The organism is Alkalibacillus silvisoli (assembly GCF_039521975.1).
In the GTDB taxonomy this organism is placed as follows: Bacteria; Bacillota; Bacilli; order Bacillales; family Alkalibacillaceae; genus Alkalibacillus; species Alkalibacillus silvisoli.
In genome coordinates this window covers 245,027-257,092 of the sequence record NZ_BAAACZ010000018.1, presented here as the reverse complement: position 1 = coordinate 257,092, position 12,066 = coordinate 245,027, and the positions used below count along the sequence as shown (strand labels likewise).

Genomic DNA, 12,066 nt, shown 5'->3' with positions numbered 1-12,066 from the left:
TAGGGCTTGAAACGATTCATGGTAAAACGTTCAAAGATACAGCCCAACGATTCGGCGTTTCACCAACAAGGAAACGCAACAACTTCCTTCCATCATTGCGATTGATGATTTTGAGGGGGATACAGATGGCGAACGCTTTCAAACCATCATCACAGATCCCATCAAACGAGAGCCGATTGATATCTTAAATGGATCTGAAGCCTTAAGTACCATTAAAACGGACTTATATGATTTTTACGATACCGTAAGAGCATCAGCGATACCAGAGTACGAGAAGGCGATTGAAACGCTTCAGAATTGGCAAAAAGAAATCATGAACATCTTTGGTTATAACTTACACAATGGTTACATTGAAGGGATTAATAATCAGACGAAAGTGATTAAGCGCCAAGCGTTTGGTTTTCGGCGGTTTGATCGCCTGCGACGAAAAGTGTTATTGCATCATAAATATAAGGATATACAAAGCCAAATGGCATAAATAAGGAGTGCTCTTAAGAGAGATTTGACTTAGAACCTTCTATTAAACCATAAAATCATCACGAGCTAACATGAAGTATTCGGCTGCTTTTTTATAGCGTTTTGAGTAATATAAAAGCTTAGCATACAAATAGTAGTAATGCTTAAGCTCAATGTTCTCACCGTTATTTTCAAAGAACGGAATGACTTGCTCTTTTAAATAGCGAAGCAATCCTTCTTCATCATTTTCTAGTCGCATATTTAACACTTTAAATTTAATCTGATAACGTTTATGATTATGCTTTTTAGCAACCATGAGCCCTTTTTGTATATTTTCTTTAGAAAGCTTATAATCACCGTTTGAGAAGTGAATATAGCATAACAAGTAGCGCGAATTTAAGAAGTCACTTTCATTCACATCAAACTGCAATGCTTTATTAAATGACTCTTTTGCTTTTTCAAAGTCTTGCTTGTGAAAATTAATATAACCGATATGATGATGGATATTGGCACGTGTCTTGTCTAGTAAATGTTCACCATCTACTTCTTTTAACTTATGGAAATAAGTTTCTGCAGAGTAAAAATCACCGACTAAACAGTAATTCACTCCCAGTACGATTTGACAGTCAATCATACGGACGTAGAAGAGCTTTTCTTGAAAAATTGAGAAAGCTTTTTGTACATATTTATTAGAAACTAATATATCATTTAAACGATTATAAACCGTCGCCATGACTAGGTAGAGTTCTCCGTCTTCTTGATCTTCTAAAATCTCTTCTGCTTTTTCTAAACGTTCAATTGCATTGTTATACATTCCTTTTCGTCGATAATAGATACCTGTAAACTTATAAAAGCTAAATGGTTCACATTGTTCAAAAATGATTCTGCGACTTTCAATATAACGATGAAGTGCGTCTGCTTCTGTTAACCTGTCTGTTAATAAGTAATACCCGAGTAATGTCATGTAATATAAATAACGATCCTCAATATACAATAAAGCCTTTGCTTGCTCTTGAATGCTTTTAGCTTGTCGCTCAGCCTCTGATACATGAAAAATATGAATATACTCTAGCCATTCAATCAATTGCTTTTTAAAGTCTGGATCAGATTCTCCAATTAATTGGTATTGATCAATTCCTAATCGATCACTTATTTGGACGATGATTTCTTCTCTTAGATCAATCTGGCCATTCTCCAATTTACTTATGTAAGTGACAGAACAGATGTCATCTGCCAGCTGCCCCTGGGTGATGCCCTGTTCTGTCCGATACCATTTTATTGCTTTACCCACTAATGACATGTTTATCACCTAATTTTAGGGTTATACTCCCTTTATAGCCCATTCACCTTCTTTAATAATAGGTTCCTTTTCGCCATCTTTCGTTACTCCATAAACATTTAACTCAGCTGAACCAACCATAAAATCTTCATGAATTAAGCTTGTGTTAATTCCTTTTTCTTTTAATTGATTATCATCCAATTTCTCGCCACCTTCAACATTAGTTGGGTATGCTGAACCTAGTGCTAAGTGACATGATGCGTTTTCATCATATAATGTGTTGAAGAACACTAAGTTTGATTGTGAAATTGGTGATGAATGAGGAACTAAGGCAATTTCACCTAAATACTTGGCTCCTTCGTCAGAATCAAGTAAATGTTTAAGCGTTTCTCCACCTTGACCTGCTTCAAATTCTACAACTTCTCCATCTTTAAAAGTTAATTTAAAGTCGTCAATTAAGTTGCCGTTATAATTTAATGGCTTAGTATTTTTAACCGTACCATTTACACCTCTATAATCTGGTGCTGTAAAGACCTCTTCTGTTGGCATATTCGGATTAAATGACGTACCTGTTTCAGCAACAGCGCCACCACCTGCCCATACGTGATTCTCTGGTAATTTAACTGTTAAATCAACAAAGTCAGAGCTGTATTCTAATGAATCGTATTGTTTATCATTTAAATAATCACGGATATGGAATAAGGTCTCGTTATGATCTTTCCAAGCTTGTATTGGATCGTCTTGGTCTACTCGTACAATTTGGAAAATTTGTTTCCACAAGTCTTCAACAGCCTTCTGTTCGTTATCTGTATCAAAAATCTTCTTAGCCCACTTGTCAGTTGGAACCGAAACAATTGACCACTGGATCTTATCATTAATAATATATTTCTTATAATCCTTCATTGCAGCACTTCTGGCTTTGTTCGCTTTAGCTACTACCTCAGCATCTATGCCCTCTAATAAGTCAGGATTTGGTGCGTGAATATTCAAGACGGCACCACCATTTTCAACATGGGTCATCTGCCGTTCAACAGCCCAATCCGGCACATTTTCAAGTACACTTAGCGGCTCATAGTCATAACGCTTTCTTGTCAGCACTTCATCTGTCCAGTTCACTTGTACATTCTCTGCACCAGCTTCATAAGCTTCATCAACAAGGTGATGAACAAATTGTCTTGCTTCAATTGGTGCATTGATGAGTAATGCTTGTCCTTTTTGAACATTAACTCCCATTTTAATTGTTAAGTTTGCATACTTTGTTAATTGTTCTTTCGTTGGTACCATTTTACATTAGACACTCCTTATTGATTCGCATTTTCCTTCATTATTTCATAATATGCCCAATTTAAAAAGTTTTTGCGCGAAAATTAAAAACAGCCGCCTGAAAATCGAGCGACTGTTTAGGGATTCTACCTGTGCAAAAGCCTGTTGTTGTATTTTAAACTAATTTTTTCATCCAATCCAAAAGATCGTTTTCTACTTCTTCAATAAATTCAGGGGCGCATGATGCTCGGTAAATCCTTTCAAAATTAAGTTGATGTTCTTTTATTTCTTTTAAAGTTTCTTTTGCATTCTTCATCTCGTCTTTATAAGCAGCTTTATATTTTCTTAGTCGGTCTTGATGAACGACATCAGGGTTACCATCAACAAACAATTCATAAACATCCATAATTTCATCTGCTTCTTTTTGCGGATCATGTTCATGAGGGGCTGTTGCATCAAATATGGCAACATTTAACTCCCTTAAAATAAGCATATCTAAACTTCCAGGATCAAATCCACAATGATAGACTTCGACGTCAAACCCGCGATCTTTAGCTTCATGTGCTATTTTGCGTAACATGGTTGATTTACCTGTTCCTGACCGCCCTTTAATAAATATTCTCTGGCTTAATTCATCTGTTAATTCCATGACATAATCTATTGGCCCTTCTGGTGTTGCAGCGCCTAAGTATCGGTGTTTAACTGAACCAGGCTTATTTAAATTGTTATTCTCAAACAGCTGTTTAATCAGTTGGTCAGTCTCATAATTCGCCTTTCTAGCATTCAAGTAGTCAACATAAATCTTTTCGACTTGGTGGTGGTGTTCTAGTGCTGTTTGGTAATGGTTAATCGCTTCTTGGTATAACCTTTTAACTTCTTCATGATATTGAACCAGTTCATATTCATGTTCTTTTAAATAATCTTGGTCATAACCATCACCAAAATAAACTAGCTTCTCATAAAGCATCGGATAGACTAAACGCTTTTGATTCATCTTAGTCCGGTCAAAAACCCCAATACTTAATGATGGTATGACGATTCCCTCTAATTGGTCAGGCATTAAGTGATTATGAATATATTCAACAGTATGATCTTGTGAAAATTGGTTGGCAATCCGTTGTAAAATCGGACTAACAATAGATGTAAAGCCACCTTCAATATAAACGACACGATCTAGCTGTTCGATTAAATTTTCATAAAAGTTCACATACCCTTTTGCTGTCGTTCCTCCCATGAAGTACCTGTAGTGAACCATAAGCTCCCTCCTTAAACTCCTGTAACATACTATATGAAAAAGGAGCTTGGAAAAGAACTTCCTCAATCTTAGACAGCTTTAAAGGTCATTTTATTTCATTTCATTGATCATCTCTTCTGTTTCCCTATCTTCAATTGGTACTTCCTTTGTAGAAAACCATCCGATTACAGCGATTAACACTAATACAGAATAAAAAATAATTTTCCATAAAGTCGAATGAGCAAAATCATGTGGTAAGATCGCAACATCTTCATGTGATAATGTAAATACTACTAATTTAATCCCAACCCAACCCACAATTAAAAATGCTGCCGTTTCAAGGCCTGGCCTTCGTTTAATTAGCTTAACAAAATAAGTAGCAGCAAACCGCATAATAATAACTCCAATTAATCCGCCAAACAAAATGACGAGAAATTGACCTCCATCAATCCCGCCAATTTGAGGTATAGGTGTTTCTGGTAAAGCCATTGCGATTGCAACTGCCGCTAGAATTGAATCCACTGCAAACGCAATGTCTGCTAACTCAACTTTAAGTACAGTCGTCCAGAAACCGGCTCCTTCAGTTTTCTCAGCTTTTTCGGCTTTGTCTTTTTTCTTATATTGCTTTAATATAAATTTCCGAACGACATGGTTACCTGCAATAAACAGTAAGTAAAGAGCCCCGATCGCTTGTATTTGCCATACATCAACTAAAAACGAAATAATGAATAAAGATCCAACTCGAAAGATAAATGCACCCAACAAACCGTAAAACAGAGCTTTCTTACGTTCTTTTTCTGGTAGGTGTTTTACCATTATAGCTAAAACCATGGCGTTATCAGCTGCAAGAATACCTTCTAAGACGATTAATATGAGCAGAACCCAGCTATATTCTAATAATAAAGACCAATCCATATTTTTAAACTCCTCAGTACGAATACAATTAGGTAAGATTTGATGTCTTTATTGTTTCCACTCATTACTTTACATAATTAATGAAATAAATGGATGCGCTAGGTTAGTGAACTTTTTAATAATCAGGCGTTCGCCTAATTAATCAGGCGTTCGCCTGATTATGCACTAATAGATAGTCACTTTCAGGTGCAGTTGCACACCCACAAAAAAGAGCAGCACCGTAAATCGGTACTACTCTCTCTTTCCACAGATTATTATTCATGTTCTGCAATTTCTTCTTCTAGCTTATCAAGGATCTCGCCGCCTACACCTGATACTTCATTACGGTAGAATTCGCGAACATCCATTGCAATTTCTCTAAATACGTCACGCTCTTCTTCAGTTAACTCAACAATTTCAGTTGGGTTATCTGTATCTTCTTCAATCGCTGTTAAGAACTCTTCGTTTTGACGGTCTTGCTCTTCAAAAACCCAATCTTGCAACTCTTCAGTTGTTTCATCAACAAGAGCACGTAAGTCATCATCTAAGCCTTCATACCATTCTGTATTAACCGTTGTCATCGCCACATAGTTGTTATGGCTTGCTAGTGTTAAATAATCTTGCACTTCGTGGAATGATGCATCACCAATGAAGAAAATTGGATTTTCCTGACCATCAACTGTACCACGATCTAATGCCGTGTAAAGCTCACCCCAGCTCATATCTTGTGGGTTTGCACCATATGCTTCGTAAGACTCCATAATTAATGGAGACGTTTGTACACGCATTTGGAAGTTTTCAAATTCATCTGGTGAAGTTAGTGGATGATCATTTGATGTCCACTGCATTGCTCCTTCAGTCCAGAACGCAAGTGGTGAAATATTATGTTCTTCATAACGCTCACGTAAATCAGTGTTTAGAGCTTCACTATTATTCAAAATATCTTGTGTAGTTGCAATATCATCTGGGAATAAGAAATGTAGCGCGAATAATTGACCTTCATCTACCATATCCCCTGTAAAACCTGGTGACATAATTGCCATCTCTACAGTTCCTTGCATTAGTTGGTCTACTTGGTCTGTTTCACTACCAAGACCACCAAACTCATATACATCAATCTCTACAGCACCGTCTGTCTTTTCATACATGCGATCAGCAAACTCTTCTGCATAAACGTACTGCACTTGACCTTCTACTTCTTCTGTTACAAAGCGCCATTGTTGTGATTCAAAGTCACCTTCAGCACCTTCTCCATCTCCGCCTGTGTCTCCTTCTGTGTCTCCATCACCATCATCACCACAAGCTGCTAGTAAACCTAACGTTAAAAACATAGCTAAAGCGAAACCGAAAATTTTCTTGTTAAAAATAATCATTACCCCCTGTAAATATATAGTGTATTATAGTTTCTCTTACAATAATGCAAGAGAAATCTGTGGAAACAGTATTAATAGAATCGACATGATCACCATCATGATTATAAATGGTGGTGTTCCTTTTATAACCTCCATGTACGGCCGGTTAAAGACTGCACTGGCGGTAAATATATCAACCCCAAATGGTGGTGTTGCAGAGCCTAATGCCGCTTGGAATGTAATAATAATTCCTAAATGGATTGGATCAACACCTGCTGCTTCTGCTGCCGGTAAAAAGATAGGTGTTAAGACTAAGATCACTACAATTGGATCAACAAACATACAACCCACAAAGAAGAAAATACTTACAATAATTAACACATAAAGTGCTGTAGGGTCAGAACCAAGTACAGATTCTGTTAACATTCTTGGAATATTCTCTAAGTTGATTAAGAATGTGAATACTTGCCCACCAGCAACTAATATGAATACAACAGACGTTACTAAACCTGTTGATAAAGCAATACTAGGGATCTTTTTAATATGAATCGAACGATAAACTAACACTTCAAGAATAAGTGCGTATAAAACAGATACACCTGCTGCTTCTGTTGCAGTAAAGTACCCTGAATAAATACCACCGATGACTAAAATCGGGAATCCTAGTGGTAGTATGGCTTTACGGAACGATACTAAACGTTCCTTCCAATCTGCTTTCGCTGCTAAGGGTATATTTTTAATTTTTGCGTAAATAATGCTATATGTAGCAAAGACTAAAAATACCATTACACCCGGTAAAATACCGGCAATAAATAAATCACCAATGGATTCTCTAGAAGCTAAACCATAAATAATCAGCCCGATACTCGGTGGAACTAATAAAGCAACATCACTCGCGTTAATAATTAACGCCATCGTACTAGAATCTTTATAGCCTGCTTTTAACATTCTTTCGCGCATTGGTCGACCAATCGCAACCACTGTTGCCTGTGTCGAGCCTGAAATTGAACCAAACATGGTACATGCAGCAGCTGTTGTCACAGCATAACCACCACGAATATGACGAACGAAAGATCCAATAAAATCTAATAAACGCTCTGAGGTTCTGCCTGATGTCATGATATCCGCTGCAAAAATAAATAACGGAACACATAATAACTCGTAAGTTTCAATCCCTGTAATTAATTGTGGCACCATCATTGATGTATCCAGTAATGGCGAGAAAAAGACTGCCACAATGAACGGTGCAATAATTAACGGAATCATCATCGGAAAGTTCAGCATCAGGAGAACAAACATTATACCTAATAACGCTGTTAACATGGCTTGTTCCTCACTTTACCCTTTTTATACTTGCAAGTTATCATCTAAATCACGCTTTTCTGGCTCTAAGTCGTTATAATCTTTAGCGTCAGTTCCAATATAGACTTCCTTGTTCACAAGATTCACAATCATATTTCGTAAAAATTGAATCCCGCCAGTCAAGAAGCCCAATGGAATAAACATATACATCCACCACTGCGGAACTTGTAATGAGGTCGTTGTTCTCCCTGATTCATATACTGATAATACATAGTTGTATGACACATAAGATAAATACAATAAAATGACAGCTGTAATGGCAGGAATCACGATTGCCATTGTTTTCCTTACTTTCCAAGGTACCGTATCATAAATTGCTGACATGCTAATATGTCTGCCTTTTCGCGCTGCATAACTAATCCCCATAAATGTAGCTATAACAACCGCAAACAGCGCTACTTCTGAGTGGAACCATATGCTTGGACCAAATAGCTCACGACTAATGACATTGCCTGCAATCATGACGGCAATCACAATAACCGCACCACTTAATATAAACTCTTCTAACTTTAAAAAGGCTTTATCAATAAAACGAAGAGCTTTCCCGATCCCTCTTACAACCGGGTTTTTCCAAAACGAATGATCTTTCACGTTGTTCCTCCTCCGCCTTTTCATGACATAGAGTCTCTAGTACTTATTTACCCCCATAATATTAAAAAGAAACTACAATATTAATATTATTTTGATATTCATTTACCTTTATTTTTTAAGACAATTACCTATTAAAATCGTACCGAAACAAAAGGGGTCTAACAAACGCTGAATTTTCTGAAATATAACGATTTATTTGATCATAGGTTGGTTGTTCATATCTATGGTTTATCATTCTTTTTTATAGTTTATTTTTCTTCCAAATATTAGTTTTTACTTTAATTTTGAAATTTGACTTTACCTGTAACTTCTTATATATAGAACAATAATAGATTGATTTCAAAAGAAAAACAAACGGTGAAACCTACTAGTAAATGGTTTGTCATAAATACGGTATAACTAAGACATAAAAAATCCCTCCTTACTTAATTAATAGTAAGGAAGGATTAAATTTATTCTGGTTTGGTCAAACTTATGACTTGATCTCCAGATTCAGCGACTATATTATTCTTTTCCGGCGAGAAGAAATCAACAGTACCTGATTGTCTTATGATAACCAATAAGACATCTTCTTCGTTACAGTCATCTAAGAAATGATCATACGAGTACGTCTGAGTAATGATGGTCTTTTCAAATACAAAGCCACCATTAATCTTCTCATTTAAAGCAGTCCATGTCACCTCACCATCAAATAGTACTGTACCACTTATATGATGACTGACATCACTTAATTGATCTCCTTTATTCCTTTGTAGTGGAAGTTGATACAAATGCTCTTTCCCATATTCTGGTTTGAATGTGGAACTAACTAATGTGTTATACGAATCATACTCCGTCACACTGAGCATATAGTCATATGGCGTCATATCTAATTGATATTCCATTTGTTCTGATAAGATCTCCTCATGTTCAAATGGAACGTCTGCTTTCTCAGCATGTGTTAGACGGCTTGATGAGGCATCGGTAATAATAACAGGTACCCCTAAGTCTTGTAATGTTTTCGCAAAGTTAGCAGAAAATTTATTTGATCCTACAAATAAGACACCCGGTTTATTATCTGTTGATAGACCTAACTTACGTGATAGCCAACCTATTGAAAAACCGTGTGCTAATACTGTACCAAACACCAGACCAAACGTTAATGACGTTAAGATTTCTGCATCTTCAAACCCAGCTTCCATTAAGACATTAGCGAAATATGCTGAAACGGTTAATGCGACAATTCCTCGTGGTGCAATCCAACCAACAAGTAACTTTTCACGAAACTCAAGATTGGTCCCGATTGTCGATAAGAAGATCGTTAACGGACGAATGACAAATAACATCATTAAAATGAATAGCACAATGTTTAAATCAAAAATCGATAGCAATGTTTCGCGATCTAATGATGCTGTTAACATAATGAAAATGACTGAAATGAGCAAGATTGAAATATTTTCTTTAAAGTGACGCATATCACTAATTGCTGAAATATGCATGTTCGCAATCGTCATACCCATGACAGTAACAGCTAATAAACCTGTTTCGTGCATGATGAAGTCACTTAGTGCAAAGGCCATAATTACCGTAACTAATACAACTGGTGACTTCAAGAATTCAGGTACTAGCCCACGTTCAAATGACCAACCGATTCCATAACCAAATAAAGCACCGATTAAGCCTGCTAATACTGAAGCTAATAAGAACATGATAACCGCATCAAATGTTACCGTTTCGATGGTTAAGAACTTTATAAATTCAAATGAGAACACAGCTAACAGTGCACCAAATGGGTCTACAACAATTCCTTCCCATTTTAAAATAGCTGCTGCTCTTGGCTTTAATTTCGCTTGCCTTAATAAAGGTAGAATTACAGTTGGACCTGTTACGATAAAAATACCACCAATAACAAAGGCAACAGCCCAAGATAAACCAGCTACATAATGAGCTGCTAGTGAACCAAGAATCCACGCTAAAAAGGCGCCGACTGTAACAATGCGAAAGACAGGCTTACGCATACCTTTAATTTCACGGAAATCTAAGTTTAGACTACCCTCAAACAAAATGATACCTACTGCAATTGATATAAGTGGACCATAAAGATCACCTAAGTCAGCTTCTGGGTTCATAATGCCTAAAATCGGCCCAGCAATCAAACCAACAATGGCCATTACAGCAATCGCCGGTAAACGCGTTCGCCAAGCAATCCATTGTGATAATACACCTAATGTACCGATTAGCATCATAACCATTAATAAATTCTCCAATGATGTTCCTCCTGACGCTTCTATATTAATTTACACATATTGATAGGTTTTATTATTTAATCAATAAAGGGCAAATACTATTTTTCACACAAGACACCATGCCATTATAATTTTGGAAAAATAGCCCGTCAATCATAAATTTTCAATTGCTGTTTTGCTGGTGTTTGGCGGGGGTTAGGAGTGGTTTGGAGAGTTGGTTGTTGGGGATGATCTTTTGGAGGTTGTTGGGGTTTTGGCGCTGATGAGGTTTATTTGGCGTTCTCGGGGGATTTTTTGGAGTTCGTGAATTTTTTTGGCGCTTGCATACACTTTTTGGCGTTCGATCATATTGATCGGCACTCGCACCTATTATCACTCACCAACTTTCATCAGCGTTCAAGATTTTTTATCGGCGCTCAATCAAAAAACCGCTATTCTCGATTAGAGAATAGCGGGAGACCTACTATATTATGATACAGGTTGGTTTTTAATGTATTGTTCTTCATATTGTTCACGGCGACGTTTCGATGCTTCACTCACTTGCTCGTCTGCATGGTAAGATGAACGAACTAATGGTCCTGCTTGGCAATGTTGGAATCCTTTTTGGAATGCAATTTTACGAAGCTCTGCAAATTCCCTTGGCTCATAGTAACGTTCTACCTTTAAGTGATTACGCGTTGGTTGTAAGTATTGGCCAATTGTTAGAATATCTACATTATGCGCTAATAGGTCATCCATCGTTTCTACGATCTCTTCCTTCGTCTCGCCTAACCCTACCATTATACTTGATTTTGTTGGAGTGTCAGGCGAAATGTCTTTAACACGTTTTAAAAGCGTTAAAGAACGATCATATGTCGCACGAGAACGAACAGTAGGCGTTAAACGGCGAACCGTTTCAACGTTATGGTTAAAAATATCAGGACCAGCATCCATTAACATTTTAATATTATCGTAGTCACCTTTCATATCAGAAGGTAGTACTTCTACTGTTGTACCAGGATTACGCTGTCTGATCGCTTTAACTGTTTCTGAGAAGATTGCTGCACCACCGTCTTTCAAGTCATCACGCGCAACAGCTGTTACAACTGCGTGACGTAAGCCCATAATTTCAACAGATTCAGCAACACGCTCAGGCTCGCCCCAGTCTAATTCAGTCGGTAGGCCAGTATTAACCGCACAGAAACGGCAACCGCGCGTACACGTTTTACCTAAGATCATAAATGTCGCGGTTTTACGAACGGCCCAGCATTCGTGAATGTTAGGACAACGCGCTTCTTCACACACTGTATTTAAATTCTTCTCGCGCATCATCTTTTTAAGTCCAATGTAGTTTTTGTTTGTGTTAAGTTTAATTTTTAGCCACTCTGGTTTTCTTACGTATTCTTCTTTTTTACTCACATGTGCCACCCC

General features: G+C 37.1%; 10 protein-coding genes and 1 pseudogene. 2 read left to right on the top strand and 9 right to left on the bottom strand.

The annotated features are described in order from the left end of the window. Together ABDZ63_RS12060 and ABDZ63_RS12055 are read left to right on the top strand one after the other, a co-directional pair. Window positions 1-188: hypothetical protein (locus ABDZ63_RS12060; RefSeq protein WP_343783773.1), on the top strand; the 188-nt coding region annotated here is incomplete at its 5' end. Window positions 189-202: 14 nt separating this feature from the next. Then, window positions 203-478, top strand: a pseudogene (locus ABDZ63_RS12055) (transposase); the annotation flags it as partial. Between the two features lie 42 nt (window positions 479-520). Here ABDZ63_RS12055 and ABDZ63_RS12050 read toward each other — a convergent pair. The 9 genes from ABDZ63_RS12050 to lipA all read right to left on the bottom strand — a co-directional run bounded on the left by ABDZ63_RS12050 (window position 521) and on the right by lipA (window position 12,054). Continuing rightward, complete coding sequence (locus ABDZ63_RS12050; RefSeq protein ID WP_343783772.1) at window positions 521-1,756, bottom strand: helix-turn-helix domain-containing protein; 1,236 nt, start codon at window positions 1,754-1,756, stop codon at window positions 521-523. A gap of 21 nt (window positions 1,757-1,777) precedes the next feature. After that, the gene (locus ABDZ63_RS12045; RefSeq protein ID WP_343783771.1) at window positions 1,778-3,019 is read right to left on the bottom strand and encodes an aminopeptidase; all 1,242 of its coding nucleotides are present in this window, start codon (window positions 3,017-3,019) and stop codon (window positions 1,778-1,780) included. Window positions 3,020-3,173: 154 nt separating this feature from the next. Next, the gene (locus tag ABDZ63_RS12040) at window positions 3,174-4,253 is read right to left on the bottom strand and encodes a hypothetical protein (RefSeq protein WP_343783770.1); all 1,080 of its coding nucleotides are present in this window, start codon (window positions 4,251-4,253) and stop codon (window positions 3,174-3,176) included. A 90-nt stretch (window positions 4,254-4,343) separates the two neighbouring features. Beyond that, on the bottom strand, window positions 4,344-5,147 hold the full coding sequence (locus tag ABDZ63_RS12035) for a TerC family protein (protein WP_343783769.1): 804 nt from the start codon (window positions 5,145-5,147) through the stop codon (window positions 4,344-4,346). 254 nt (window positions 5,148-5,401) lie between these two features. Continuing rightward, on the bottom strand, window positions 5,402-6,499 hold the full coding sequence (locus tag ABDZ63_RS12030; RefSeq protein WP_343783768.1) for a DctP family TRAP transporter solute-binding subunit: 1,098 nt from the start codon (window positions 6,497-6,499) through the stop codon (window positions 5,402-5,404). A gap of 36 nt (window positions 6,500-6,535) precedes the next feature. Next, window positions 6,536-7,801, bottom strand: coding sequence for a TRAP transporter large permease (locus tag ABDZ63_RS12025; protein WP_343783767.1), 1,266 nt, complete (start codon window positions 7,799-7,801; stop codon window positions 6,536-6,538). A 24-nt stretch (window positions 7,802-7,825) separates the two neighbouring features. Beyond that, the gene (locus ABDZ63_RS12020) at window positions 7,826-8,431 is read right to left on the bottom strand and encodes a TRAP transporter small permease (RefSeq protein ID WP_343783766.1); all 606 of its coding nucleotides are present in this window, start codon (window positions 8,429-8,431) and stop codon (window positions 7,826-7,828) included. A gap of 452 nt (window positions 8,432-8,883) precedes the next feature. Continuing rightward, entirely contained in the window at window positions 8,884-10,677 is a 1,794-nt protein-coding gene (locus ABDZ63_RS12015) for a cation:proton antiporter (protein WP_343783765.1), read from the bottom strand. A 447-nt stretch (window positions 10,678-11,124) separates the two neighbouring features. After that, a complete protein-coding gene (gene lipA / locus ABDZ63_RS12010; RefSeq protein ID WP_343783764.1) occupies window positions 11,125-12,054 on the bottom strand; it encodes a lipoyl synthase in 930 nt (309 codons plus the stop codon). Window positions 12,055-12,066 lie beyond the last annotated feature (12 nt).

What these genes read in the sequence shown, in the direction of transcription:
- ABDZ63_RS12050 (WP_343783772.1), bottom strand. Translation starts at nt 1,756, where the DNA reads ATGTCATTAGTGGGTAAAGCAATAAAATGGTATCGGACAGAACAGGGC.
- ABDZ63_RS12040 (WP_343783770.1), bottom strand. Translation starts at nt 4,253, where the DNA reads ATGGTTCACTACAGGTACTTCATGGGAGGAACGACAGCAAAAGGGTAT.
- ABDZ63_RS12045 (WP_343783771.1), bottom strand. Translation starts at nt 3,019, where the DNA reads ATGGTACCAACGAAAGAACAATTAACAAAGTATGCAAACTTAACAATT.
- ABDZ63_RS12025 (WP_343783767.1), bottom strand. Translation starts at nt 7,801, where the DNA reads ATGTTAACAGCGTTATTAGGTATAATGTTTGTTCTCCTGATGCTGAAC.
- ABDZ63_RS12030 (WP_343783768.1), bottom strand. Translation starts at nt 6,499, where the DNA reads ATGATTATTTTTAACAAGAAAATTTTCGGTTTCGCTTTAGCTATGTTT.
- ABDZ63_RS12035 (WP_343783769.1), bottom strand. Translation starts at nt 5,147, where the DNA reads ATGGATTGGTCTTTATTATTAGAATATAGCTGGGTTCTGCTCATATTA.